The following is a 25,538-nucleotide window of genomic DNA, read 5'->3' on the forward strand; positions in this document are numbered from 1 at the left end:
CCTGCGAGGTACAGACTATGCGAGTGAAGTGTGCAGCAACGCGGGCGTTGGTCGTCGCCGCGACGATCGCCTTGTTCGTTGGGTCGGTTCTGGTCGGGTCGTCGGCCGCCCGTGCCGATGTGATCGCACCCGCCGCCGGCTACGGCTTCGCTCAAGGTGCCCCGCAATTGACTATGAGTGCGGCCGATCTGAATCGCGAACTCGACGCTGTATCGAAGACGCGCGGCGAGTGGTTGCGCGTACTCATCAACTGGTCGGAAATCGAGAGTACGAAGGGCACGTACAACTGGGCGGTGACGGACCGGGTGATCAAGGCGGCGCGTGCTCACAAACTGAAAGTGCTGTCGTTGGTGTTGTCGACTCCGGCATGGGCGCGACGCGGGGGTGCGTTGGCGGGGATGTACGCACCCCCGTCAAACGCCGCGAGCATTGCCCCTTTCCTGAAAGCTTTCATCAAGCGCTACCCCGACGTGACGCGTCACGAGATCTGGAACGAGCCGAACCTGCCGGCCTTCTGGGGCTTGTATCCGGCGAATCCCACCGAGTACACGGCGCTGCTGAAGGCGTCATATACCGCGATCAAAGCGGTGCAGCCGTCGTCGACTGTTGTTGCCGCGGGCATGAGCCCTGGCGCCGGGGCGGTCGACTTCGTCACCAAGATGTACGCCGCGGGTGCCAAGAACTACTTCAACGCCACTGCCATGCATGCGTACGTGTTTCCGAAGGGCATCAACTCAAAGCCGAACGGCTGGAGCGAGACTCAGCAAATCCGCTCGGTGATGACGTCGAATGGTGACGCCGGAAAGAAGATCTGGCTGACGGAGATGGGTGCTCCGACCCGACCGGCAGCGGGGACATCGGGCTCCAGCGACTTCGGTCTTGGCTCACTGGGATTCGGGGCCACCGACATGGTGACCCAGCAGGAGCAGGCGACGCAGATCGTCGACGTTCTGCGGGCGGCCGGACAGTCGGGCTATTGCGGCCCCGCGTTCATCTACTCGGTTCGGGACCAGGGAACGTCGTCGAATAATCGGGAAGACAACTTTGGTGCGCTGCTCACCAACGACTGGCAGCCAAAGATCACCGCGACGGTGTTGGCCAAATAGGTGCGACACCGCTCGGTTGTCGCACCAGGACGCCTCGGCCTTCCCGTTTTCAGTCATTTCTGAACAGTCCCGGCGAGCCGACCTGGCCTTTTGCTGTCGGGCAGCTCCGAAATTGACTGAAAACGGGAGAGTTCTGCAACCTTTGCCGACAGAGGTCGGGTTGGCCCACGCCGTGTCAGACGTAGCCGCTGAAATCGGTGGCTGAGTTGCCTACCCCTGGTGTCGACGATCCGTACTCACCGACATACGCGGCTTTCCAGCGCGACCAGTCGAGGAAGCGATCGCCTGCGTCGTCGCGGTACCGCCGGTAGAGCCGTTTCTTGGTGAGCCACAGCGATCCTCGTGCCGCGCTGGCAGCGGCTCGTGCGGCTCGGCGGCCTCGGTCGACCTCAATGGCGCTCAACGTGGGTTGTGCCTTGTCGGAGAAGATCGAGCGCTTGGTTGTGCGTGCCATGGGATCTGTCCCCTCGTATGTCTGGGTCTGACTCTTGCAGATTGGTGCGGCTTCGGAAACGGGTATCGGTTGTTTGAACGGCGCCCTCACCACCTGCGCGTCGAACCCTTTCTCGCACAGTCGATGCACTGGCGTGCGGCGGGCAGAACGTCGAGACGTTCGGGATCGATTGGCTTGCCGCACGTCTCGCATCGTCCGTACGAACCGTGCTCGACCCGCTCGACAGCAGAGTCGATCTCGACCAGCCGGTCACGCGAACGCTGGAGTTGAGCGACGAGTTGTCCGCGCTCGACGGCGAGCGTCGATCCCTCCGGGTCGTGCTCGTCGTCGGACGCCTCGTCGGAGGTCGCCTCAAGCACCGCAGTCAGCCGCGCAGACAGAGACTCGATCAAGCCCACCGTGCGATCCCGCTCGGCGACGAGCGTCTCAATGGACTGGTTGTGCGAGTTCATGTCAGCCACACTCTACGTCTGGGGCATGCCACGTTTGAGACATGGTACGTCCGGGTCGCTCACGGGTACCCGCATCGGCGTCGAGTAAATATCCCCGTGAGCACAACGGGTGCCAGCGACACACGAACATGACAGCTTGACTTTCCATGACCACCTCATTGACGCAGGATCGTCCCAACCAGGTCGACGACCGTCCCACCGATTTCGACCCCACCTCCTTCGACGACGTATACGCGACCATTGCCTCGGGTGCGGTCGAGCGCGAGCGGTCGCGCACTCTGGCGCACCCTGAGGTTGCTCTGCTGTGGGAGCGTCGCTTCGGAGCGCAGCGGCTGCCCGTCGAACTCGGTGGCTCCGGCGCGTCGGTGCGCGACCTGTTCACCGAACTGATCGACCTCGCCACAGCAGACTCAAACATCACGCAGGCGCTGCGCGTGCACTTCTCGTTTGTCGAAGACCAACTCATCGCGCGTAACGAACGCCTGATCGCCGCTATCGCCGACGGCATCCTGGTCGGCAACGCGATCACCGAGCCCGGCGCCGGCGCCATCGACGGCTACCGCACCGTGTTGACTCGAACGGGCGACGAGTGGCGGTTGAACGGCGAAAAGTTCTACAGCACAGGCTCGTTGTACGCCGACCACATCCTCGTGGCTGCTGACCGTGACGGTGAACGGGTCAGCGTTCTCGTCCCGGCGACACGGGAGGGAGTCAAGCGCATCGACGACTGGCGCGGGTTCGGCCAACGTCTCACCGCAAGCGGCACAACTGTTTTCACCGACGTCGTCGTGCACGACGATGAGATCCTCGGTCCCGGATACGGAGCAGCGGGCCCCACGTATGCCACCGCCTACCTTCAACTGTTCCAGTTGGCCGGACTCGCGGGTATCGCGCAGCGTGCGACCGACGACCTGATCGATTGGGTGTCCAAGCGCGAGCGCACGTTCACCCATTCGGTCGCCGATCGTCAGCGTGACGACCCGCTGGTCCAGGAGATCGTCGGACGCCTTTCTGCCACTGCGTTTTCGGCTCGCTCGAGTGTCCTCGCCGTCGCGGATCTCCTCGACGAACTGCTCGCCAACGACCCCGAGGACGCCGAGGCGATCACCCGCGTCGAGCTTGCCGCGGGACAGGCGCAAGCGGCGATCGCAGCGCAGGTACTCGCGGCGACGAACGAACTCTTCGAGGTCGGCGGGGCGTCGATCGTGGCGGAAGAGCTTGCGCTGGACAGGCATTGGCGCAACGCACGCACCCTTGCCGTGCACAACCCGATCAACCAGAAGCTGCGATCGATCGGTGACTACCTGCTCAACGGAGCGGATCTACCGTATGCGTGGAGTGCCGGTGTGCGCACCGATACTGCTGCGACCACCGGAGACGCGAAGGGGTAACGCCTCACGTCGAGCGCAGGTCGATCATCAGGAAGACCTTGTCGTAGCGGCGTTCCCCGAAGGCGACAAATCTCGGTAGGCGCCCGTACTCGGTGAAACCCAGGGATTCGTACAGGGACAACGCCGCTATGTTGTCGCCGCGCGCATCCAAGGTGAGTACTTCGACGCCGGCTGCCCTGGCATCGTCGATCAGGGCAGCCGTCAGCGCGCGACCGATGCCCATGCCCTGGGCGCTCGGGTTGACGGCGATCTTCTCGATGTCGGCGTGCGGCCGATGCGTCGGGCGGGCATAGCGACTCCAGTAGCCAAGGCCCACAAGCACATCGTCGACGTACGCAGCCCGTAGTGACGCGTCGCCGACTGCGACATGGCTGAGGATCTCGTCGATCAGCTCGGCCACCTCCGCTTCCGCCGGTGGATCAACCCATCCGAGTGCGGCGCCGTCGCGGACCAAGCCGAACAGGATCGGGTGCGCTTCGCGGGCAAACCGCTGCCGCGCCTGCGGATCTCCGGTTGAGTGCGCCGCGTCGACGATCTCGGTGTGCATGGTCGGCAGCATAGCCAACAGGCGCGGTGATTCTCGACGAGCGCGGCGTCGAACTCACTTTCCGGGAGGCGGGAGCTCACCGAAACGGAAGAACGAATCCCACAGTCCCACATAGGTTGACGAGACGGGACCGCCCGTCGGGTTGGCGTTCGCGTCGCCCGGATTCAACCACTTGTAGGTGATCGTGACGCTGATCGGCGTCGAACCCGTCACGGACACGAAGCCGGTGGGCTTCCAAGCGGAGCCGAGGTACTTTCCGGGCCGGAACAGCAGTACAGCTACGGGCGATGAACCCGTGCCGCCCGATGTGTCGAACGCCGCCCACATCAGTGGCGGGCACCACGGGGTACGGTCATTCGACTTCGCCCGCAGGACCCAGTGCAGATCGTTTCGACCGAGTGGCGGACCTATCTGGCGGAGTCCGCGCTGCACTTCCGACGAAGCAACCGACAGACAGGCGCTACCGACGGAGGTACCGGCGGCCTGAGCGCCCGGCGGGGCAGCTGCTGCGGGTGCCGCCGCGAGGGACGTCAGGAACGCGGATGCGGCGAGGAAACTCAGTACACGTGTGCGACGACGAGACATTGACGACTCCAAGGTTCGAGTGGACGTTTCCCGGCCCTGTGGTGTCTTTCGGCTCGACGTCGTGCCGCGTTAGCCGCTTTACCTTTCGATACGAGGCAGACGCGCGATCGTTATCGAGTGGACCAGACCCATCGACGGTGCATGGTCGATCTGTGGGCGCAATGCCCGACTGGCTACGCTTGCCCCATGAGTCTGCTGCTGAACCCTGCCACCAACGACTACTCGCAGTTCGACGCCGAGACCCGCAGGTTGTTGCGCGCGACGATCGACTTTTTCGAGTCGTACGGCAAGGAGCGCCTGCTGCAGGCCGATCTGAACGCCGAGTGGGTCACCGACTTCCTCGAGTTCGAGAAGAAGGAAAAGCTCTTCGCGACGTTCCTCACGCCCGCCGCGTATGCCGACGGCGACGAGAACCGACGGTGGGACGCCGCGCGCAATGCCGCCCTCAGCGAGATCTTCGGCTTCTACGGCTTGTCGTACTGGTATGCCGAGCAGGTCACCATTCTGGGTCTCGGCCCGATCTGGATGTCGAGCAATGACGTCGCGAAAACCAAAGCGGCACAGCAGCTTCTCGACGGCGAGGTCATGGCCTTCGGATTGTCGGAGCGAACACACGGTGCGGATGTGTACAGCACCGACATGGTGCTGACCGACGACGGCGCCGGCGGGTTCACCGCGTCGGGCACCAAGTACTACATCGGCAATGGCAACGTCGCAGGCATGGTGTCAGTGTTCGGCCGCCGCGCCGACATCGAGGGACCCGACGGCTACGTGTTCTTCGCCGTCGACAGCAGGCACGAGAACTACCGTCTCATCGACAACGTCGTGCACGGACAGATGTTCGTGTCGACCTTCGAGCTCGACAACTATCCGGTGAGCGCCGACGACATCCTGCACACCGGCCCCGAAGCATTCGCCGCCGCGTTGAACACGGTCAACGTCGGAAAATTCAATCTGTGTCACGGCTCGGTCGGGATGTGCACGCATTCGCTGTACGAGGCGATCGACCACGCCAACAACCGGATCCTCTACGGCAACCCGGTCACCGACTTCTCGCACGTCCAGGGCAATTTTGTCGACGCATTCGCGCGACTGTCGGCCATGAAGCTGTTCAGCGACCGCGCCGGGGACTACTTCCGTTCGGCGAGCCTCGACGACCGCCGCTACCTGCTGTTCAACCCGGTGACGAAGTCGAAGGTGACCTCCGAGGGCGAAACCGTGATGACGCTGCTGCTCGATGCGATCGCCGCGAAGGGCTACGAGAAGAACACGTACTTCCATCAGGCCAACCGCTTCATCGGGTGGCTGCCGCGGCTCGAGGGCACCGTGCACGTCAACGTCGGGCAGATCCTCAAGTTCATGCCCAACTACCTGTTCGGGCCGGTCGAGTATCCCGAGATCGAGACGCGGCTCGACGCCACCGACGACGCTTTCTTTTTCGCGCAGGGCCCCGTCGGCGGTGCGGGCAAGGTGCGCTTCGGCGATTGGACCGCACCGTACGCGGCGCGCACCGATGTGCCGAACGTCGCGGTGTTCTACGAGCAGGCGCAGGCACTGCAGAAGCTCTTGCAGACCGCCGCGCCCAGCGCGGAGCAGCAGAAGGACCTCGACTTCGTCCTCACAATCGGACACCTGTTCTCACTGGTCGTCTACGGGCAGTTGATCCTTGAACAAGCCTCGCTCATCGGACTCGACGCCGATCTGCTCAACCGGATCTTCGACTTCCAGATCCGCGACTTCTCCGGCTACGCCGTATCGCTGTACGGCAAGCCGACGGCGACGCCCCAGCAGCAGGCGTGGGCACTTGACGCTGTCCGACGACCCGTCGCCGATGCCGACTCCTTCGACAGGGTCTGGCAGCAGGTGAAGGAGCTCGACGGCGCGTACGTGATGCCGGCCTGACAGCCAGCGGTCAGTACAGTCGGCAGTGCGCGACGCCCTGCCGCGTCAACCATCCCAAGGGAGCTCCACATGGACTTGCCTGATGACCTCGTCGAACTACTGCGTACACCTGCGCTCTGCTACGTCGCGACCGTGATGCCGGACGGATCACCGCAGTTGACACAGACCTGGGTCGACACCGATGGCAAGCGCGTCGTGATCAACGTCGTCGCGGGCATGCAGAAGGCCCGCAATTTCGAAAGGGATCCCCGAGTCGCTGTCGCGATCTCTGATCCCGCGAATCCGGCGCTGTTTACTCAAATTCGCGGTCGAGTAGTTGAGATGACCACCGACGGAGGCGTCGACTCGATCAACGAGTTGGCTCACAAGTACACCGGCAAGCCGTACGCCTGGTACGGCGGCCAGGAGCAGACCCGCGTCATCGTCACGATCGAGGCCGACCGGATCTCGCGGGTGCCGTGACGACTGCCCGGCCCCGCACCTCATCTGTGTCTATTCACCTTCGGCGGTGCAGAAGGTAAATCGCGACAGATGAGGTGCGGTGCAACCGATGAGTCCGTCGGTGTTGCGGCAGAGCCGAATTCGTCAACTCACTGCGGCCCCATCTCGGCTTAGCCAAGGCGAGACGGGCCGCAGTGTGTGCCGCCGTTAGTCGGCGGTACCTGAACAGCTAGCGGTGGCACCTGGTCCCGAGCTGGTGTTGGTGGAGATCACCTTGTCACCCTGCTTGATGGCGCAGGTGATCGTTCCTGAACCGTCGATGCTATTGGAGGCGCTCAACGTCACGGACTTGCCGAGCCCACTGATTTGGACTTGCTTGGTCCACGGCACCGGCACGTCGGTGTCCTGGGCGATGTTGAGGTTGCCGGTGGTGTAGGTCGCCGACGCAGTGGGTCCATCACCGGTGATCTCGTAGGTGACGTCAACCACGCGCTTCGATTCGTCGTCTACCGATTTGACCGCACCGCCGACCAGTACCGAACAGGAAGCGATGATCGCGATGATCACCACGAAAATCGCCAACAGAATCCACGGCCACTTCTTTCGCTTCTGCTTGGGTGGTTCGGTGGCCGGATATCCGGGGTAGGGCTGGCCCTGCTGCGGCGGATAGTAGGGCTGCCCCGACGGCGTACCACCCTGATTGGGGTAGGGCTGCTGGGGATTGTTCGGGTTGTTCGGATCGGTCACAGAGGTGTTCCTTTCATGGGTGCCCGCCGCACTGGTGTAGTGCGACAGACCATTCGTTTCCCGACGTATGAGGGTGTGCGATGCCTTCAGCGGTCACCTCAGCGCGATCGTGACCGGTCGACCACCCGAGGCGCGCAGTGAGATTGAGGCAGGCACCGCGGTGGGTGGTACGTCAACGACGAGAACCGCATGCACACTGTTTCCAGGGTTGATATCGGTGATCCAACTGGTGTTGTCGTTGGCGACAACGGTGGCCGACGAGTCGATTTGGTAGGCGCGCCCACCCGCATCACGCACCACCTGCTGACTCAAGCTGAACGAGATCGGTGAGCTGGAGGTGTTGGTGATGGTGACATCGATGAGTACGTAGACGCCTTGGGCAGACTCGGTGAGAAAGTCACCAACCGAGGCCAAGCCCGTCTGTACCCCGGTCACCTCGAACTGCGCGAACGCGCCGTCCGATACCGGCTTTCGCATGGCGGCTGTCGACGTCGCCGTTGGTTGCGTGACCTTGGGAGGGGCGGCAGCCTCAGGTGCTGCACCACCACGTGCTGGGCTCGATGTGGTCGACGCCGACGTCGCGGTGTCGGGAGCTGCGGCAAGCCCGATTGCCAGCAGCAGAGCGAACAGCACCACCACCGCGGCACCGACACCGATCAATGCCCACGCCCAGCCCGGCAGCCCCGACTGACGTCGCTGATGGGGAGGTGGTGCGGCCCGGTGTGGCGGAGGACCAGACGGATACACCATGAATGCGCAGGTTCCTTCGTGCTCGGTCGCCTACGGATGTCGAGGCGTTCGCGCATACACTAGCCCGACATTCCACTGTAGTTTCACAAATCCCGAAATCCGGTCAACACAGACCGCGGGAGCGGATTGTGACGCAGGTGTAGGTCGCGAGACGCGGATTTCCGCACCGCTGTGTGATCGGAATACACCTCATCCCCGACCCCTGGACGGCTTGGTTGACCGACCGGGCTACGGCGCGGGTCAATCCGCACGGACAGAATCAGTACTTGATATCTGTCAGTCTTTTCGAAGGCGCGCCCCAGATATAGAGCCCAGGCCCCGGGGATCTGCTGCGCACCTCATCTGTGCGCAGCTACCTTCAGCAGTGCCGAAGGTAAATCGCGACAGATGAGGTATGGCAGCAGCCGTCACCAGGGTCGACGACCCGCGCGCCTCACGGATTCAACGAGGCGGCGAGTGCGTCAATCAGAGGGGCCAGATGGACGTCACCCGACCGGCGGATGCAGCTTGTGGTGATCTTCATCGACAGATCGCTGATGGGGAGAAGCGAAATCTCCTCAGATTCGATGACCGCTCGGACTTCCGAGTCACGCGGAATGAGCGCAAACAACGGCGCGTGCCGTAGTAACAACAGCATTCCGCTGACGTCGCTGTAGCGAACATTGGGTTCGATCTGGATGCCGCGCTGTCGCAGTTCGGAGAAGTGCTGATTGGAACGCAGGTCCCAATGGCGTGGACCGCGTAAGAAGCTGAGGTCGCGCAGTTCGGCGGCGGTGACGTCGACCCGTCCGGAAAAGCGGCGGGCATCGACCACCACGTCGAGTTCATTCGACCACAGCAACCGATCCACCAACTGAGGGTGATTCGTCGGCATGTGACACAGAGCGAGATCGGTTGTGGCGTCGATCAGTTCGACTTCCATCGCCACTGACGGGCTCTGACGTAAGCGAATGGTGAACAGATCTGATAGATCGTCGATCACTTGAGACACACAACGCCGCTGCGCACGCGACAAGACGTCGGGAACGGTCAGGCGTACATCGAGTCCCGGCGACGGTTGGTTGACCCGTGCGGACAGGGTGTCGAACTCGGTGACCAATTGCCTTGCGAGCGGGAGCAACTCGCGTCCGGCCGTTGTCAGTGCGGTGTGGTGAGTGGAGCGGTCGAAGAGCTTGACACCGAGTTCGGACTCCATCGATCTGATTCGCTGACTCAGCGGCGGCGTCGACATGTGCAGGGACTGCGCAGCCTTCGTGAAACTCAACTCGCGGGCGACTGCCACGAAGTACCGAAGATGTCGAATCTCCATTGAGACCTCCATTGGTGTTATCGCCGCGATCATACCGAAGCAATACACATGGTCATTCCTTTAGCATCCCAAAGCACATACACTCGAGTACAGGTCAACTACGAAAGTCGGGAGACATTATGGGCGACAACGCATTTCCATTGAATATCGGCGGCGAAGCAACTGGACCACTAGCCGGTGTCCGAATTGTCGATTTGTCCAAGGTGGTTCTGGGGCCGATGGCGACCCAGATCTTGGGCGACATGGGCGCCGATGTCATCAGAATCGAATCACCAGGAGACAACGCCCGGATCTCGCCGGCCAATGTGGAGCGCAATCCGGGAATGGCTGCGCTCTACATGCAGCTCAATCGCAACAAGCGCAGCATCACACTCAATCTCAAGGCGCCCGGCGGCGTTGATACGCTGCTGGACCTGCTGGCAGATGCCGACGTTTTGGTCACCAATATGCGGGGTCGCGCACTGACGAAGCTCGGAATCGACTACGACAGTCTGAAAAAGCGCTTTCCTCACCTGATCTACGCGCACGCACAGGGTTTCAACGAAACATCGAGCGCTGCGGATCGGCCTGCGTATGACGAGGTCATTCAGGCAGTGAGCGGAATCGTCAACATGCAGGAGCGAGCGAACGGCAGTCTGCAGTTCCTGCCGACGTTCATCGCCGACAAGACCGTCGCACTGTATCTCGCCATCGGCGTCCTGGGTGCCGTGGTCGATCAGGTGCGCACCGGACAGGGCCAGTACCTCCGAATTGCCATGGCAGATGCGATGATCGCCGTCAATGCCGTGGAGCACCTCGGCGGCGAGATGTTCGTTCCCCCAGCAGGCGACGCGGGAAATCCCCTCAGCCTGAGCCAGATTCACCGCGCAATGCGCACGCGCGACGGCGGGGCGATCGCCGCCGTCGCCTACACCAACGCCGCGATTCGCCAACTACTCATCGGCGCCGGCCGCCACGAGCGCGCAGCCGACCCCGTATGGGACACCGTTGCGATCGACCGCGACGTCTTCAATTCGGGGTGGGAAGAGGTCCTCGAGCACTCGACAACCAAGACCACCGCGGAGTGGGAGGAGTACCTGAATGCCCACGACATTCCGTTCGGACTGGTCACCGACATCGCCGACCTACCCAACGACGACTATGTCCGTGAAGTACACCTGATCGGTGAGGTCGACCATCCGACCGAGGGACGAGTTCGTATGGTGCGCAACCCATTGGAGTACTCACGGACGCCAACCGACATCAGGCGGCTACCGGAGCAGTACGGTGCCAGCACCGCCGACGTTCTCGGCGCCGTCGGACGCTGACAGCAGAAATGATGTTCACCGGATATTGGAGGTCGATGACATGACCAAGAATCAGCACGTAGATCAACCCACGCCGGAAACCGTCGCGATCATCGGCGTCGGAGTGATCGGCCTCGCCTGGGCACGCCTTGCGCTAAAACATGGTTGGGACGTCAGAGTATTCGATGTTCGGCCCGACGTCGCTGACGTAGTGCAGGCGGAGTTCGGACCCGACGCCGGCGTCACGGTTGCGACCTCACTGGAGGACTGTGTTCGAGGTGCCACGTTTGTGCAAGAGAACGGTCCCGAGCGACTCGACGTCAAACGCGACACCATCGGCGCCCTCGTCGCTGGTACCGACGCGTCAGTCGTGATCGCAACGTCGAGCTCGTCGATCACCGCGAGCGCCATCATCGCCGACGGCGTCGACGGATCGAGGGTGCTCGTCGGGCATCCGTTCAATCCGCCGGATCTCATGCCGTTGGTGGAGGTCGTCCCGTCTCCGAAGACATCGACGTCGGCGGTGACGCGGGCGGTGGACGTTTACCGTTCACTGGGCCGGACTCCCGTCGTGATCGGGAAGGAGATCGCGGGCTTTGTCGCCAATCGACTGCAGGGCGTGATCTCACGCGAAGCTCGTTACCTGGTGCAGCAGGGCGTTGTAAGCCCAGCCGATCTTGACACCATCCTTCAGAACTCACTCGGATTACGCTGGGCGACAATCGGATTGTTCGAGAGCAATGTGCTCGGTGGTGGTCCGGGAGGCATTCGGCACTTGATCTCCGGTGTTGGCGCAACAACGGGTGGGATCGAATACCACGCTCCGGCAACAGATCCGGCATCGATGGAGACGCTCATCGAACAGGTCGAGGACACCTACGGCGCCGGCGAGCAGACCTATGAGGCCCTTCGGGAACGGCGCGATACACGAACACGGGCCGTACTGGCTGCTCTCGCCGCATGCGACGACGACGCGGAGTGAGAACAGCCACGCAACACACTCTCCGTCCCATTTGCTGTTCGGTGCGGGCCCTGCTCGTCAACTCACGGCAGCCCGCAGCCGGGGGAGTTGCTGCAGCGGGTTGATGCGTTCGACCTCGTAGCGCTGATCTGTGGTGAATACCTTGCTCAAACCGGGAGCGGGATCGCCCGAGCCCTCGAGGAACACTGCTTGGCTGAACGGCCAGTCGGAGCCGAAGACGATATGCGAGCGCGGCGCGACTGCCAACACTGACCGCATCGCTGCTTCCGACGCGCTGAGGGCGGTGTCGAAGTAGAAGGTGCGGATCAGTTGTTGCACGTCGAGGGCAGAGGGACGAGGCGCACCAGCGGGCCAATGGTTGCCGACGGGTGTTTCGGCAAGGACGCCGATGCGCCAGGACAGGAAGGGCAGCGTCCCGCCGGCGTGTGCGAGTTGAAACCGGATACCGGGGTAGCGGCGCAGGGTTCCGCCCGCCAACATCAACGTTGCCGCTCGAGTGGTATCGAAAGTGAACTCCTCGAGGAAATCCGGTAGTGGCAGTGAGGGTTTGGCGTCATCGGGGATAGCAGCGGGATGGACGAAGACGAACGCCTTGCGGCGGTTGAGTGCCTCCATGAGCGGCTCGAAACGGGGATCGCCAAGGTAGACCCCGTCGTAGGCCGATAGCAACACGACGCCGTCGAGGTGGAGAGTGTCGAGTGCGTACTCGAGTTCGGCGATCGAGGCCGCGACGTCGGGCATGGGCAGTACCGCGAATGCGCCGAAGCGAGTGCGGTGCGTGCGAAAGAGCCTGGCGGCGTAGGTGTTGCAGTAGCGGGCAAGATCGCGGGCTTCTTGGCCGCGCAGGAACGACACACCCGGGTCAGACACCGAGAGCGCCTGGGACTGAATGCCCCATCGGTCCATGAAGTCGATCGCTGATTCCGGCGACCACTGCGGGGTGGGATAGCCGCCGATGGTGAAATGACCGTGTTCGAGCAGTGCGGCACGGTACTCAGGTGGCAGGAAATGGGCATGGAGATCGATCCGGTACCTTCCGGACGGTGCGGCCGAAGCGGTCGCCGGCACAGCGCTCGTTGCGACAGCGACTCCTGCGGCCGCCGCGCCTGCACCGATCAACAGCGACCGACGGCTCATGCCGAAGGACTCGCCAGTGCTGGGCGAGGACAGGGTGATATCAGCAGTCATCGGTTGTGGACCTCTCGGGAGATGAGTGTGGACGCTTAGGCGTCATGGGTGAGAACGACTGTCTGAGAACGGCTTCCGGCGAGCAAGTCCAACGCGATGTCGACGAGCATGTCTTCTTGCCCGCCGACCATGCCGCGTCGGCCGGCTTCCACGAGCAGGCTGCGGGCATCGAGGTCGTAGCGTTCGGCAATGCTCTCGGCGTGACGCAGGAAGCTCGAGTACACGCCGGCGTATCCGAGAGTCAACGTTTCGCGGTCGACACGCACGGGGCGGTCCTGCAACGGGCGGACGATGTCGTCGGCGGCGTCTTCGAGCGCATTGAGGTCACAGCTGTGTTCGAGCCCGGCTCTCGACGCGGCCGCCACGAACACCTCCAACGGAGCGTTGCCCGCGCCTGCGCCCATACCCGCCAGCGACGCGTCGACACGATTCGCGCCATGCTCGACCGCCACGAGCGAGTTGGCCACTCCCAGGGAGAGGTTGTGGTGTGCATGGATACCGATCTCGGTGTCGCCGTGCAGGACTCCACGCAAGGCGTCGCACCGCTCGGCGATGTCGCGCATGGTCATCGCGCCCCCGGAATCGACGACGTAGACACAGGTGGCGCCGTAGGACTCCATCAGCAGGGCTTGCCGCGCCAACTCCTGCGGACTGGCCATGTGGCTCATCATCAGAAAGCCGACGGTGTCCATGTCGAGTTCACGGGCAGCGGCGATGTGCTGGGCGGAGATGTCTGCCTCGGTACAGTGCGTCGCGACCCTCACGGTGCGCGCACCGGCGCCATGAGCGTCCTTGAGGTTCTGCACAGTGCCGATCCCGGGAAGGAGCAGGGTGGCCACGGTCGCTCGTTTCACCACGCCTGCAACGGCTTCGATCCATTCCAGGTCGGTGTGGGCGCCAAAGCCGTAGATGCAACTGGAGCCGGCAAGGCCGTCGCCGTGCGCCACCTCAATCGAATCCACACCGGCCGCATCGAGTGCCGTGGCGATGGTGACCGCCTGCTCGGTTGTGTACTGGTGCCGGATCGCGTGCATGCCGTCTCGCAGCGTCACGTCGCTGACATACACCTTGCTCACCGTGTGGCTCCTGTTGTCTGCGCGGCATGAACTGCAATGCGTTCGGCCGTGGCTTTGGCAGCCGACGTCATGATGTCGAGATTGCCTGCGTAGGCGGGCAAGTAGTGGGCTGCGCCCGTCACCTCGAGCATTGTGGTCACCCGCGTGCCGCTGAACTTGCCCGTCTCGGGGATGTAGAGCGGATTCTCCGCGGTGAACGTCTCGAACTGCACACGTTGCTTGAGCCGATAGCCGGGAACATAGGCATTGACGCGCTCGACCATGTCGGTGATCGACGCTTCGATCGCCGAGTGGTCGGTGTCGCCGTCGACAAGGCAATACACGGTGTTGCGCATCAGGATTGGCGGGTCGGCCGGGTTGAGGATCATGACTGCCTTTGCGCGCTGCGCACCTCCGACGTCACGTAACGCGGCGGCGGTCGTCTCGGTGAACTCATCGATATTCGCGCGGGTTCCCGGCCCCGCTGACTTGGACGAGATGGACGAGATGATCTCGGCATACGAGACCGGAGCACATGCGCCGACGGCAGCGGCGATCGGCACGGTCGCCTGACCGCCACAGGTCACCATGTTCAGATTCGGCGCATCCAGATGTTCGTCGAGGTTGACAACGGGCACACAGAACGGCCCGATCGACGCGGGAGTGAGGTCGAGCACCCGGACCCCGGTGGACTCGAGGATGGACCAGTTGGCACGGTGCGCCCCGGCAGACGTCGCGTCGAAAACCAGTCGCACATCGGCGAATTCGTCCATGGCAAGCAGTCCGTCGACGCCCTCGGCGGTGGTGGCGACGCCCAGTCGTGTGGCGCGCGCCAAGCCGTCGGAGCTCGGATCGATCCCCACCATCGCAACCACCTCGAGTGGGCCGTCGCTTCGGAGGATCTTGATCATGAGATCGGTGCCGATATTTCCGGAGCCGATAATGGCAACCGGGTAGCGCTGAGTCGTGGTCATCGATGGCTCTCTCAGGTGAAGTCGATGGATACGCGGCCGAGACCGGACAGATCCGCTGCCGCGGTGTCGCCGGCGTGAACGAACACGGCTGAGGTGATCGATCCGGACATGACGAACTCGCCGACCTGCAGCCCGATGTCGAACGCGGCCAGGGCGTTCACCAACCATGCCACCGCCTCGGCGGGGTGACCCAGAACCGCGGTGGCAATTCCGGTGTCGACCTGCTCATCGTTGACGTACAGGTAGGCAGAAATGTCGTCGAGGTCGGGTGCGTCGTTGATCGGCACCCACGGACCGAGGACCACCGCGGCAGAGCTGGCGTTGTCGGCGACGGTGTCGCACAAAGTGATTCGCCAGTCAGCGATCCGGCTGTCGACGATCTCCAGGGCCGCAGCAACTGCGTCGGTGGCATCGAGGACATCGGCGACGGTGATACCTGGTCCTTGCAAAGGACGGTTGAGCCGGAACGCGATCTCCGGTTCGACGCGCGGCGCGCAGAGAGACGACGCCGGAATGGCGCCGCCGTCGGGGTACACCATGGTGTCGAGAATGAATCCGTAATCGGGCTCGTCGACGCCGAGTAACTGTTGCATGGGCGCTGACGTCAGACCGATCTTGCGGCCGACCAGCCGAGCCCCGTCGTCGAGCAGTCGCGTGAGATTTCGTTGCTGAATCGCATAGGCACCGGCCACGTCGAAGTCGGGGATGCTTTCGCTCAGCGGGGCAATCGGCGCGCTGTCGAGCAGTGCGATGTGCAACCTGTCAGCCCAGTCGTCACAGTCGGCCGGTGGCAGGGGAGAAATCATGAGTCCTCGTCTCGTGGTGATTCGGTGAGTCGGAGTGCGGCATCGATCAACATGCGTCCGTGGAGTTCGAACAGCGCTGGTAGATCGACCGAGTCACCGCCGATCTCCTTGGCGATGAACAGACCGTCGGCGCCCGCCATGGCATAGGTGGCGAGTTGATCGACGGCGGCCGCGTCGAGATCTGGCGACAACTCCTTGGCTGCTTCGCGAATTCGGACCTGAGCCTCAGCTCGCACCTGGAGATACATCTCGCGGGCGCGCGGCTCAACTGGTCGGCGTTCCAACGCGAGCATCAGTCCGAGCCGCAGAAAATCGGGGGACTCCAGCAGCGCCTTGGCCACCTGCATGGTCATCTCCGCGACCCGGTCGCGGGCCGTACCGTCGTCGGGCATGCTCCACGCGGACAGCCACTGGCCGAAGCTTCGCTCGATGACAGCAGCAATGAGGTCGTCCTTGTCGGTGAAATGCCAATAGATCGAACTCGCAGGCAACCCACACCGCTTGCTCACCAGGTTGATACTTGTTCCCTCGTATCCGCGCTCACTGGCGATTTCTGTTGCCGCGTCGAGGATTTTGGCTCTCGACGTCTCGCCGTTCGCTCGACGTCGCCGCGATGTCTCTGCCATTGGTTCACCCTTCTCGATTGGTCGGGGAGTGGCCGCAATTGCCGTAGTGGTCATTACAGTAAGTCCTTGACGGCCCGCGGTCAAGGTCTTAGCGTAGTGATCACTACAGCTCGTTTATGTGGCATCTCGCCCTGGTGGCGAAGTCAGGCTTTAGGAGACTTCCGTGTCCGACATTCCGCACTACGACGTGGCGATCATCGGCTATGGCCCCACCGGCGTCACCGCAGCCAACCTCCTCGGTCGACAGGGACTGAATGTGGTTGTGCTCGAACGTGATCCGGGCGTCTACGGTCGCGCCCGTGCAATTTCAACAGACGAGGAGGTCATGCGTATCTGGCAGCAGGTGGGCCTGGCCGATACCCTGCAGCGCGACATGCTGCCCGGCGGCGTCGTCGCATTCGTCGACGCCGAGGGCAAGCCGTTCTCGGAGGTACAGCCGACATCACGAGGCGCCGGTCACCCACCGCAGCAGTTCATCTACCAACCTGCCGTCGACACGACGCTCCGCGCAGGGGTGGAACGGTTTGCCAACGTCACGGTGCTGACGAGGCACGAGAGCCTCAAGGTGCTCAGCGGCGCCGACGACGTCGAGATCCTGGCCGCCGACCTTGCCGACGACAGCTTAGTGCGGATTCGCGCGTCGTATGTGATCGCTGCCGATGGAGGGTCGTCGGCGACACGGGGACAACTGGGAATCGGGTACCAGGGCACGACCTACACCGAGCGATGGGTGGTCATCGACACGAAGGTGCTCCGCGACTGGGAAGGCAGCTCGCGCTTACGTTTTCATTGCGACCCGGCGCGTCCCACCGTTGACTGTCCGACGCCGCTCGGGCATCACAGGTGGGAGTTCCCGGTCCGCGACGGCGAAGACGAGGAGTATCTCGCGACACACCAAGCTATTTGGGCCATTTTGAACAGTCAGGGCATCACCGAGGAGAACGTCGAGATCCTGCGCGCGGTGGTCTACAGCCACCATGTGCGGGTTGCCGACCGTTGGCGTGTGGGCCGGGTGTTCCTGGCAGGCGATGCCGCGCACGCGATGCCGCCATGGATCGGGCAGGGGATGGCGTCGGGCGTACGCGATGCTGCCAACCTGTGCTGGAAACTCGCCGGGGTTGTCGACGGAAGTCTTCCGGAGTCAGCACTCGACAGCTATCAGGTCGAACGTGAGCCCCACGTGCGCGAGACAACCGATCATGCCGTATTCGCCGGCAAGGTGATCACCGAACGTCGCCCATGGGCTGCAGCCCTCCGCAACAACGCCTTTCGGTTCGCATCCAAGTTCTCCATCTACACACGCTGGATGGTGGACAACAAGTGGATCCCGAATGCCCACTATGTCGACGGGCTCTTCAGCGAACAGACCCACCCCGCCCGAGGGTGGCAAATCCCTCAGCCGTGGGTGCTTGACGAGCACGGAACACGAGTTCGCCTCGACGACGTGCTCGCCGGTCGCTGGGTCGTGCTCGGTCTCGACGAACGCGACCACACTGCGTGGCACTCGCGCGGCGTCGAAGTGCTGAGAGTACTGCCTGCTGGTGCACGGCCCGCCCCCGACGCCATCGTCGACGCCGACGGCACACTGCGGACGTGGTTCAGCACGCACCACGCTTCGGCGGTTGCGCTGCGCCCCGACGGCTTCGTCTACTGCGCTGCCGACTCCGGACACACCCTCCCGACACCGCCCGCAGGATTGCGTGCGGCGACCGCCACCTCACGATGAAGGAAACCTGATGTTGGCCCCTCACAACGCATCCCACACCGTCACAGTCAATGGCGATACCGAGATCTTCTACACCGAGATCGGTACCGGCGACCCAGTCGTTCTGCTACACGGAGGCGGACCAGGCGCCTCCGGTATGTCGAACTACGCGCGCAACGTCGACGCCCTGGCCAGCCGATTCCGTGTGATCGTCCCCGACCTGCCCGGCTACGGTCGTAGCAGCAAGAACCTCGAACAAACCGACCCGTTCGGCGCGCTTGCCGACGCGATCCGCGCCCTACTCGATCACCTCGGACTCGACACCGCCCATCTGGTGGGCAACTCGTACGGTGGCGCCTGCGCGCTGCGGCTGGCCCTGGACACCCCGCACCGCGTCGACCGGCTGGTGCTCATGGGACCGGGCGGGATCGGCACCACGCGCGGGGCGCCCACCAAGGGACTCAACGCACTTCTCGGTTACTACACGGGCTCCGGGCCCAGCCGCGACAAGCTCGAAACCTTCATCCGCACCTACCTCGTCTATGACGCCGAGGCAGTACCGGAGAGCGCAATCGAGGAGCGCTATCAGGCCTCGATCGACCCCGACGTCGTCGCACATCCGCCGCTGCGACGTCCCTCGGGTCTCGGTGCGCTGAAAACTCTGTGGCGCATGGACTTCACCCGCGACTCGCGCCTGCAGACACTGCCGAACCGCACGTTGGTCATCTGGGGCCAGAACGACAAGGTCAACCGGCCGGCCGGGGGACAGATGTTGGTCGACGCCATGCCCAACGCCGACCTGATCATGCCGGCGCGAACCGGCCATTGGGTTCAGTGGGAACGAGCCGACCTGTTCAACCGGGTTGTGGCCGACTTCCTCGACGGCACCTACGCATGAGCGGCCCGATGTTGAGCGCCTCGACGACCATCGCACCGTCGGTGTTCGGGAACGTACACCTCGGCTACATCGTCATCGAAAGCCAAAAGTTCAGTGAGTGGCGACGATTCGGGAAAGACGCCATCGGAATGCACCTCGATGAGTTGTCGCCAGACGTGATTCGGTTCCGTCTCGACGATCACCAAGCACGGTTCATCATCGTGCGCGGCCCCGCCGAAGACGTCGTCGCCCTCGGGTGGGAACTCGACAATCATGAAGCATTCGACCAGATCGTTGGTCGTGTCACCGGCCGAGGTGTCCCGACCATGGTCGGCACCGACGAAGATGCCGCTATTCGCGGAGTGGAACGGCTGATCCGGTTTCCCGGTCCCAACCGTCTGGCGCAGGAAGTCTTCACCCGTGCGCGAGTGACCGACACACCACTGGCGATGACCAACCAACACGGATTCGTCACCGGCACATCAGGAATGGGGCACGTAGCGATCACGTCTACCAAACCGCAGCAGATGCGCGGCTACTACAACACCGTCTTCGACGCCCGGCTCACCGACTACATCGACGAAACGATCAGCGGCGCCAAGCTGAAGATCCGATTCCTGCGGGTGAACGAGCGTCATCACTCGATCGCCATCGCCAATGTCCCTGCCCTGCCGATCAATCCGATCCGGACTCGCGTTCAACACCTCAACATCGAGGTCGCATCACTCGACGACATGACCCAGGCCTATCAGCGGGTCAAGCAACTCGGCTTCGACATGGCGCTCTCCGTCGGCCAGCACACCAACGACAAAGAGCTCTCGTTCTACGCACAGAGCCCATCCGGCTTCGAATGGGAAGTCGGCTGGAACCCGATCACCGTCGACGAGAAGACGTGGGAACCGTCTACCCACAAGGGGATCAGCATCTGGGGGCACACACCAGAAGGCCAGACGATCATCGACAAACTCGACCAGTTCCGCCGCGGCGCGCTCTCGCTCCGGCACGAGGAGGACACCGTCACGGCGCTCTCCGGGATGGGCATCCCCGACAACTGACCGCGAGAACGTGCGATGCCTCGTCACGTCACAGCGGGCTCACGCGCGTCAGCACTGCGCCGGCGGTGGAGTCGGCCATCATGCAGGTGCAGCTGGGTCGGTGCGAAGCAGTTCGACCACCCGGGACCATCCATCGGCGCCGTATCCCTCCTCGACCGCCCGCGTGGCGAGGTCATGCATCAGACGTGGCAGCCGGGCATCGAGTCCCGCCTCGACGCTGGAGTCGACGATATGCCTAAGGGCCGCCGCCTCCATGGCGATGTTTTCCTCGGTTCCTGGATACTCTCCGGCGTCGACGTCGGCCGCAAGTCCCAGGAAGGTAGCGGGCAGGATGTCCAGCATTTCGATGGCCATCGGGACGAAGCTCGACGCGGTATGCCCGGCGGAGGTGACCAGCGCAGCCGCGTGCAGGAACGCGGTCATCCCGCTGAAGAAGATCTCCAGCATGCCGGTGTCGAGTATGGACGCCGTTGCGGGGTCGTCCCCGACGAACGTCGATCGCGGTGCGACTACCTCCAGTTCGCTCCGATGCCGTTCGAGGAGGTCGCGGCGTCCGCTGTAGAGGATGAGGGCCTCCGGCGTCCCGATCACTGGGGTGGGCACCAGGATCGCGCCGATCAGGACGTCGATGCCGCGCTCATCTGCCCATCGTTGGGTCGTGCGCGCCTCATGCGGTGTCGACGAGGCGAGGACCACGACGACTCTCCCGCCGAACACCTCGCCGGGCAGTGAGCCGAGCACCTCGCGGGTCGCTTCATGGTCTCGCAAGCATGTGATGACGAGGCGGGCGCTGCTCACGGCCGACGCCAGATCGTCGGCCACGGTTGCACCGGCCTCAGCCATTCGCTCCGACGCCGACCGGGTGCGATTCCACACCGTTGTCGGCACATCAGCGGTGAGAAATGCTTGTGCGAGTGCAGATCCCATCGGTCCGAGACCGATCATCGTCACCCCGGCGCTGCGGTGTGCTGCTTCGTTCTGTGTCATAGGTCTATCGTCGACAGAACAGTCGGCGGCGACAAGTACCCACTATTTTGTGGCGTACTTACCTGGAGGTGGGTGTGGAGTGCACCTGCCCGACGAAAGGTGCATCCCATGGCGGACTTTCTGTGCGGACTCGACGCCGCCGTCGCGGTGGTGGGCGGCAAGTGGAAACCGTTGATCCTGTGGGCGCTGAGCGTGCAGCCGCGACGCACCGGCGAACTGCGCCGTGAGCTCGACGGTGTGTCGGAAAAGGTTCTCACCCAACAACTCCGCGAACTCGAACGCGACGGCATCGTCCATCGTGAGGTCTACAAAGAGGTTCCGCCGCGCGTGATCTACAGCCTGACGCGCAAGGGTGTGGCGCTTGACAAGGCACTCGCACCCCTGGGCGACTGGGGTGAGGAGCACCTGGCCGACATCATCGCAGTCCGGCAATGACGACTCGCACAGGATTCACCACCCGTGACCTCGCGTCGGCCGATCGCGCACTTCTGCGAGAGTCGTTTTGTGTCAAGGGATCTCGATGGGTTTGAGCGCGGTGGATCTCGTCGACGGCCCGCACCAGGTACGGCACGTGATCAACCGCGGCATCCGTCGCCATCTCGGCGGCGACCAGCATGGCCGCACCGATGATGGCGGCGAGCGGAATGGCTGCTGCGGCAGCGTCGTCACCACGACGTTCGGAAACACCCAAGGCGCCGATGAGCACCGCTACCACGGAGTCTGGTGGGACCGATACATCCCACTGTGCTGCAGTGTCGACGGTACGGGTGAGGACATCGGACACGTCGTCGCCGCTCACACCGTCCTGGAAGGACGTCTCGAGTAGCTCACGGATTACATAGGCATGCACGGCGCGGGCCGCATCACCGTGCTTCTCGAGTTGCGCGACAGCGTCGTCGAAATGCTCCCGGTCGTGGCTGCGCGCTGCGCTGATACCCTGGTCGCTCGCTGTGGCGATCTCTCGGGCATCGGCGACCATTGCGCGGGGAATCTCTGGTTTCGAGCCACTGCGAGGTCTCCTGTCTCGTCTGCCGGCGTTCGCGCAGCCCGGACACATCACCTACGGCTCGGACTGGCCATTCGCACCCGCTGTCGCCGGCGCCTACTTCGCCGCGAACCTGGAGAACTACCCAGACCTCGACGCCGCGCAGCGCGACGCGATCGAATGGTCCAACGCGGCACAGATGTTCCGGCAGCCGTAGCTGGGCGCACCTCATCTGTGTCGGTTCACCTTCGGCGGTGCCGAAGGTGAATTGCGACAGATGAGGTGCGAGCGTTCGTCGCTCGTATTCAGACGCGGCAACTTGAAGAACGCGTGCCTCTCAGCGCAACGCCGCCACGCCCATCCCGATTGCGCCGAGCACTGAAAGCCAGGTACGCACTGCGTTCCACGTCCCCCAGGTACTGGCGAACGTGGCCCAGTCCACCGTTCCAGCGGCGAGCCGTTGGTTGAGGGGCACGTTGATCGCCACCGTCGTCACGAACGCTACGAGGACGAGCACCGCACCGATCACCCCAGCAAGTCCGCGAACGTCACGAGGACCGAATGCAACGACCCCGACCACGACGGCCACCGCCAGCACCGGCGCGAGGAAGAAGACCGCGAGGAATGGTGGACGCTCGACAGCGGAGTTCATCCTGCGCATCGCGTCAGCGCCGTCGACTCCGCTCAGGGCCGCTATCACCGTGGCGTAGGCGAAGTAGAAACCCGCGAGTACCGCGCTGCAGAGCACGGCCGACCCGATCAGCAATTTCATTGTCATGGTTACAAGCATCGGTCGACTCTTTGGCGTTATCCATGCCGAAGTGGCTGATATTCATACGCGAACGTCTAATCTGAGGTCGTGGACCCTCTGTTCAGGATGTTGTCGGGGCTTCGGGCACAGGGCCTGTTCTCACTGCGGCTGTCCATGAGCGCACCGTGGTCGGTCGACATCGACGACGGCGCTCCACTCACCGTGATCGCTGTCGACCGCGGATCGGCGTGGCTCGTCCGACCGGAAGAGGAAGTGCTTCTGACGGCGGGGCAGGTCGCGTTGGTCGCGCACGGGCCCCGCTACGTGGTGGCCGACGAGCCCGACCGCGCCCCGACCGTTCGAATCGTGGAGGGCGGCAGGTGCATTGCGCTCCACGAGTCGATGCAGTCTGCGGTACACAGAGGTCTGCTGACGTGGGGCAATCACAGCGACGGAGCCGATCAGCTCCTCGTCGGAACCTATGCATCCGCATCCCAGGTCGGACGACACCTCACCGAGCAGTTGCCCGACTTCACGGTGCTACCGCCGGGCAGCGTCGACGAAACGACACTCGCCCTGTTGCGTCAGGAACTCGCCGATGCAAAACCGGGACACAGCTTCGTCATCGACCGCCTGCTCGACGTTGTGGTGGCCTCCGCCATTCGCGCCGCGGGACCGTTGGCCGGGCCCGGGTGGCTGTCCGGCACACTCGATCCGACGGTTGCCGGCGCTCTCGACCTGATCCATGAGTCACCCGAGAAGCCTTGGACCGTAACAGCACTCGCCGCCGCCTTACACGTTTCCAGATCCGGGTTGGCCGCCAAGTTTCGTGACAGCGTGGGAGAGACGCCCGCGAGATACCTCACGCGCTGGCGGATGACCCTGGCTGCCGACGCACTCGTCGGATCCGACGACGGCCTCGAGACGATTGCCCGGCGGATCGGCTACGGGTCAGCGTTCTCGTTCAGCAACGCGTTCAAGACGATGCACGGGACAAGCCCGTCGCACTACCGCCGCGAGCGTCAATGAGGGTGGCGAGAAGATCTGTGCCGCTTCGAAAGTGGTGACGCGTCGTCGTGAGTCACGCGCGGGCGGCCCTCGAGACCGCACCTCATCTGTGACGGTTTACCTTCTGCACTGCCGAAGGTGCCGAGCGACAGACGAGGTGCGGATCCGCTCATCGCGCACCAGGGTTGGCGTACGGCGGTGGCCCGGCGCCGCCGCGGCTTACGGCACGGCGGCAAAACGCCCAGCCAGGAACGGCGTCGAATCAACGAGTGAGGCCTGCATTGTGCTGTCGTGAGTGGTGGGGTATCCGTGGAAGTTCACCGTGGCGCCCGAAGCTCTCATGTCCTTCACCAGCGACGCGGTAACCGGATAGATCGCAGTGTCGTCGAAGTACCCCTCAGCGATGAACAGCGGCTTGGTGAATCCTGACGTGGGGATGCGCTGCATCTGAGCGAAGGCGGCGGAGATGCGCAGGTCGTCGGGAGTCTTCGCGAAGAGCTTCGAGATCTGCACATTGGCCAGCTCGGCATTCATCTGGTCGTCGCACTTGTCGTTCGCCTCGTTCATGAGATTCTTGCCCAGCGGGCTCAGATAGCTGGCGATGTTCAGCTCCGGGTATGCCGCCTGGATACCCGCGAGAGTGAACACCACGTAGGCCGTGGCATCTTCGATCGGTACGGGCAGCGACGCGTACGGCGCCAGCCATATCACGTATGGGGCGAGACGGTCGAAGTATCCGGTGAGTCCGGTGGACACCGACCCGACGAAGCGTAGGTCGGGTGCGTACTTTTCCGCCACGCTGGCCGCTGCCACGGACGCCTGTCCGCCTTGCGACTGCCCGATGGCGGCCCACCTGGTGGAGATCACCGAGGGCATGAGCTGGTGCGCGGCGCGCACCATGTCGATGACGTTGTAGCCCGGCGTTTGGGCATCGGCGTAGGGGTGGTGACCGGTGCCGTCGATGCCGTACGTGCCCAAGCCGTAATAGTCGCTGGCGACGACGGCATATCCCAGGCGCAACCAGTGCGACAGATAGTTGTTGTCCCTGTCGCGGTAGACCGGCCCGTGAATCGATGGGGCACACTGATTTCCGATGCCGACCGTGCCGTGAGCCCACGACAGCACCGGGTAGCCGCCGGGCGGTGGCGGTGTGGTCGGGAGGAAGATCGCACCACTGGACAAGCCAGGCCGTCCTTGAGGGCCGCGAGTCCAATAGACGACGCGGCGCTGTTTCCCGGCGTCGGCGCCGTTGATGGTCCACACTGACGTGGGGAGCGGCTCAGAGGAAATCGCGGTGCCGTTGGCCAGCGCGGCTGCGGCCTGCCCGGGGAGCGTTAGACTCAGGCCGGTTACCGCGGTTGCGACGGCGAGGGCGACAGCGACAACTCTTCTCCGCCAGGGAATTTCACGCATACTCGATCCTTATCCTTAATCCGAAGTAGCCGACGCAGTGATGTCGAGGAGATACGCCCGCACGGCCGCAGCCGACGTCGCAATCGTGGCCGCGATTGTTCGACGTGCGGTCACATCTACATCGTCGGCCATCTTCGAACTGCGCAGAACCATGAC

Annotated in this window: 28 protein-coding genes and 1 pseudogene; 12 read left to right on the top strand and 17 right to left on the bottom strand. The window is 63.5% G+C overall.

Annotated elements, in window-relative coordinates; all coding sequences use genetic code 11:
• The first annotated feature begins 17 nt into the window (after positions 1–17).
• Positions 18–1,106 (top strand): hypothetical protein, encoded by a 1,089-nt coding sequence (locus ACRVY7_RS13240; RefSeq protein WP_431817362.1) that lies wholly within the window; start codon positions 18–20, stop codon positions 1,104–1,106.
• A 175-nt stretch (positions 1,107–1,281) separates the two neighbouring features.
• Here ACRVY7_RS13240 and ACRVY7_RS13245 read toward each other — a convergent pair whose 3' ends face one another.
• A complete protein-coding gene (locus ACRVY7_RS13245; RefSeq protein WP_431817363.1) occupies positions 1,282–1,560 on the bottom strand; it encodes a hypothetical protein in 279 nt (92 codons plus the stop codon).
• 86 nt (positions 1,561–1,646) lie between these two features.
• Positions 1,647–2,012, bottom strand: a complete 366-nt coding sequence (locus tag ACRVY7_RS13250; protein ID WP_431817364.1) for a TraR/DksA family transcriptional regulator — start codon at positions 2,010–2,012, stop codon at positions 1,647–1,649.
• Positions 2,013–2,158: 146 nt separating this feature from the next.
• Here ACRVY7_RS13250 and ACRVY7_RS13255 point away from each other — a divergent pair, with 146 nt between their 5' ends.
• Positions 2,159–3,403, top strand: a complete 1,245-nt coding sequence (locus tag ACRVY7_RS13255; protein WP_431817365.1) for an acyl-CoA dehydrogenase family protein — start codon at positions 2,159–2,161, stop codon at positions 3,401–3,403.
• Between the two features lie 4 nt (positions 3,404–3,407).
• On the opposite strand, the gene ACRVY7_RS13260 is transcribed toward ACRVY7_RS13255, so the two are convergent.
• Together ACRVY7_RS13260 and ACRVY7_RS13265 are read right to left on the bottom strand one after the other, a co-directional pair.
• Positions 3,408–3,950: a GNAT family N-acetyltransferase gene (locus tag ACRVY7_RS13260; RefSeq protein ID WP_431817366.1), complete on the bottom strand. Its 543-nt coding sequence runs from the start codon at positions 3,948–3,950 to the stop codon at positions 3,408–3,410.
• Positions 3,951–4,004: 54 nt separating this feature from the next.
• Complete coding sequence (locus ACRVY7_RS13265) at positions 4,005–4,535, bottom strand: LppP/LprE family lipoprotein (RefSeq protein ID WP_431817367.1); 531 nt, start codon at positions 4,533–4,535, stop codon at positions 4,005–4,007.
• 186 nt (positions 4,536–4,721) lie between these two features.
• On the opposite strand from ACRVY7_RS13265, the gene ACRVY7_RS13270 reads away from it, so the two are divergent.
• Together ACRVY7_RS13270 and ACRVY7_RS13275 are read left to right on the top strand one after the other, a co-directional pair.
• Complete coding sequence (locus ACRVY7_RS13270) at positions 4,722–6,437, top strand: acyl-CoA dehydrogenase family protein (RefSeq protein WP_431817368.1); 1,716 nt, start codon at positions 4,722–4,724, stop codon at positions 6,435–6,437.
• A 69-nt stretch (positions 6,438–6,506) separates the two neighbouring features.
• Positions 6,507–6,899: a PPOX class F420-dependent oxidoreductase gene (locus ACRVY7_RS13275; RefSeq protein ID WP_431817369.1), complete on the top strand. Its 393-nt coding sequence runs from the start codon at positions 6,507–6,509 to the stop codon at positions 6,897–6,899.
• Positions 6,900–7,085: 186 nt separating this feature from the next.
• Here the strand turns inward: ACRVY7_RS13275 and ACRVY7_RS13280 are convergent, their stop codons facing one another.
• The 3 genes from ACRVY7_RS13280 to ACRVY7_RS13290 all read right to left on the bottom strand — a co-directional run bounded on the left by ACRVY7_RS13280 (position 7,086) and on the right by ACRVY7_RS13290 (position 9,684).
• Positions 7,086–7,625, bottom strand: coding sequence for a hypothetical protein (locus ACRVY7_RS13280; protein WP_431817370.1), 540 nt, complete (start codon positions 7,623–7,625; stop codon positions 7,086–7,088).
• A gap of 93 nt (positions 7,626–7,718) precedes the next feature.
• The gene (locus tag ACRVY7_RS13285) at positions 7,719–8,375 is read right to left on the bottom strand and encodes a DUF4352 domain-containing protein (protein ID WP_431817371.1); all 657 of its coding nucleotides are present in this window, start codon (positions 8,373–8,375) and stop codon (positions 7,719–7,721) included.
• Between the two features lie 433 nt (positions 8,376–8,808).
• Positions 8,809–9,684, bottom strand: a complete 876-nt coding sequence (locus ACRVY7_RS13290) for a LysR family transcriptional regulator (RefSeq protein ID WP_431817372.1) — start codon at positions 9,682–9,684, stop codon at positions 8,809–8,811.
• Positions 9,685–9,803: 119 nt separating this feature from the next.
• Between ACRVY7_RS13290 and ACRVY7_RS13295 the strand changes: the two genes are divergently transcribed.
• Positions 9,804–10,991: a CaiB/BaiF CoA transferase family protein gene (locus tag ACRVY7_RS13295; protein ID WP_431817373.1), complete on the top strand. Its 1,188-nt coding sequence runs from the start codon at positions 9,804–9,806 to the stop codon at positions 10,989–10,991.
• A 40-nt stretch (positions 10,992–11,031) separates the two neighbouring features.
• Positions 11,032–11,952, top strand: coding sequence for a 3-hydroxyacyl-CoA dehydrogenase NAD-binding domain-containing protein (locus tag ACRVY7_RS13300; protein WP_431817374.1), 921 nt, complete (start codon positions 11,032–11,034; stop codon positions 11,950–11,952).
• 57 nt (positions 11,953–12,009) lie between these two features.
• Here ACRVY7_RS13300 and ACRVY7_RS13305 read toward each other — a convergent pair whose 3' ends face one another.
• From ACRVY7_RS13305 to ACRVY7_RS13325, 5 genes are read right to left on the bottom strand one after another with little or no spacing between them, the layout of a single operon-like run.
• Positions 12,010–13,140, bottom strand: coding sequence for an amidohydrolase family protein (locus ACRVY7_RS13305; RefSeq protein WP_431817375.1), 1,131 nt, complete (start codon positions 13,138–13,140; stop codon positions 12,010–12,012).
• Between the two features lie 35 nt (positions 13,141–13,175).
• The gene (gene dmpG, locus ACRVY7_RS13310) at positions 13,176–14,216 is read right to left on the bottom strand and encodes a 4-hydroxy-2-oxovalerate aldolase (protein WP_431817376.1); all 1,041 of its coding nucleotides are present in this window, start codon (positions 14,214–14,216) and stop codon (positions 13,176–13,178) included.
• Complete coding sequence (locus ACRVY7_RS13315) at positions 14,213–15,169, bottom strand: acetaldehyde dehydrogenase (acetylating) (protein ID WP_431817377.1); 957 nt, start codon at positions 15,167–15,169, stop codon at positions 14,213–14,215. Before ACRVY7_RS13315 ends, dmpG begins: the two co-directional genes overlap by 4 nt.
• Before the next feature lie 11 nt (positions 15,170–15,180).
• Entirely contained in the window at positions 15,181–15,975 is a 795-nt protein-coding gene (locus ACRVY7_RS13320; protein ID WP_431817378.1) for a 2-keto-4-pentenoate hydratase, read from the bottom strand.
• Positions 15,972–16,601 carry a TetR/AcrR family transcriptional regulator gene (locus ACRVY7_RS13325; protein ID WP_431817379.1) on the bottom strand — a complete coding sequence of 210 codons (630 nt, stop codon included), beginning with the start codon at positions 16,599–16,601 and terminating at the stop codon, positions 15,972–15,974. Before ACRVY7_RS13325 ends, ACRVY7_RS13320 begins: the two co-directional genes overlap by 4 nt.
• Positions 16,602–16,764: 163 nt before the next feature.
• On the opposite strand from ACRVY7_RS13325, the gene mhpA reads away from it, so the two are divergent.
• From mhpA to ACRVY7_RS13340, 3 genes are read left to right on the top strand one after another with little or no spacing between them, the layout of a single operon-like run.
• Positions 16,765–18,327 (top strand): bifunctional 3-(3-hydroxy-phenyl)propionate/3-hydroxycinnamic acid hydroxylase MhpA, encoded by a 1,563-nt coding sequence (gene mhpA, locus ACRVY7_RS13330; protein ID WP_431817380.1) that lies wholly within the window; start codon positions 16,765–16,767, stop codon positions 18,325–18,327.
• Between the two features lie 10 nt (positions 18,328–18,337).
• Positions 18,338–19,204 (top strand): alpha/beta fold hydrolase, encoded by an 867-nt coding sequence (locus ACRVY7_RS13335; protein WP_431817381.1) that lies wholly within the window; start codon positions 18,338–18,340, stop codon positions 19,202–19,204.
• The gene (locus ACRVY7_RS13340) at positions 19,201–20,238 is read left to right on the top strand and encodes a VOC family protein (protein WP_431817382.1); all 1,038 of its coding nucleotides are present in this window, start codon (positions 19,201–19,203) and stop codon (positions 20,236–20,238) included. Before ACRVY7_RS13335 ends, ACRVY7_RS13340 begins: the two co-directional genes overlap by 4 nt.
• A gap of 78 nt (positions 20,239–20,316) precedes the next feature.
• Here ACRVY7_RS13340 and ACRVY7_RS13345 read toward each other — a convergent pair whose 3' ends face one another.
• Complete coding sequence (locus ACRVY7_RS13345; RefSeq protein ID WP_431817383.1) at positions 20,317–21,225, bottom strand: NAD(P)-dependent oxidoreductase; 909 nt, start codon at positions 21,223–21,225, stop codon at positions 20,317–20,319.
• Between the two features lie 108 nt (positions 21,226–21,333).
• Between ACRVY7_RS13345 and ACRVY7_RS13350 the strand changes: the two genes are divergently transcribed.
• Positions 21,334–21,660, top strand: a complete 327-nt coding sequence (locus ACRVY7_RS13350; protein WP_431817384.1) for a winged helix-turn-helix transcriptional regulator — start codon at positions 21,334–21,336, stop codon at positions 21,658–21,660.
• On the opposite strand, the gene ACRVY7_RS13355 is transcribed toward ACRVY7_RS13350, so the two are convergent.
• Positions 21,641–22,204, bottom strand: a complete 564-nt coding sequence (locus ACRVY7_RS13355) for a hypothetical protein (protein WP_431817385.1) — start codon at positions 22,202–22,204, stop codon at positions 21,641–21,643. The genes ACRVY7_RS13350 and ACRVY7_RS13355 overlap by 20 nt on opposite strands.
• Positions 22,205–22,244: 40 nt before the next feature.
• Here ACRVY7_RS13355 and ACRVY7_RS13360 point away from each other — a divergent pair.
• Positions 22,245–22,427 (top strand): annotated as a pseudogene (locus ACRVY7_RS13360) (amidohydrolase family protein); the annotation flags it as partial.
• A 120-nt stretch (positions 22,428–22,547) separates the two neighbouring features.
• Here ACRVY7_RS13360 and ACRVY7_RS13365 read toward each other — a convergent pair.
• Positions 22,548–22,988 carry an anthrone oxygenase family protein gene (locus ACRVY7_RS13365; RefSeq protein ID WP_431817386.1) on the bottom strand — a complete coding sequence of 147 codons (441 nt, stop codon included), beginning with the start codon at positions 22,986–22,988 and terminating at the stop codon, positions 22,548–22,550.
• 81 nt (positions 22,989–23,069) lie between these two features.
• Here ACRVY7_RS13365 and ACRVY7_RS13370 point away from each other — a divergent pair, with 81 nt between their 5' ends.
• Positions 23,070–23,990, top strand: a complete 921-nt coding sequence (locus ACRVY7_RS13370; RefSeq protein WP_431817387.1) for an AraC family transcriptional regulator — start codon at positions 23,070–23,072, stop codon at positions 23,988–23,990.
• A gap of 198 nt (positions 23,991–24,188) precedes the next feature.
• Here ACRVY7_RS13370 and ACRVY7_RS13375 read toward each other — a convergent pair whose 3' ends face one another.
• Both ACRVY7_RS13375 and ACRVY7_RS13380 read right to left on the bottom strand, forming a co-directional pair.
• Positions 24,189–25,382 (bottom strand): lipase family protein, encoded by a 1,194-nt coding sequence (locus ACRVY7_RS13375; protein ID WP_431817388.1) that lies wholly within the window; start codon positions 25,380–25,382, stop codon positions 24,189–24,191.
• A gap of 15 nt (positions 25,383–25,397) precedes the next feature.
• Positions 25,398–25,535, bottom strand: coding sequence for a hypothetical protein (locus ACRVY7_RS13380; protein ID WP_431817389.1), 138 nt, complete (start codon positions 25,533–25,535; stop codon positions 25,398–25,400).
• Between the last annotated feature and the right edge of the window lie 3 nt (positions 25,536–25,538).

Source organism: Gordonia jacobaea, from assembly GCF_965344965.1.
Classification (GTDB): domain Bacteria; phylum Actinomycetota; class Actinomycetes; order Mycobacteriales; family Mycobacteriaceae; genus Gordonia; species Gordonia jacobaea.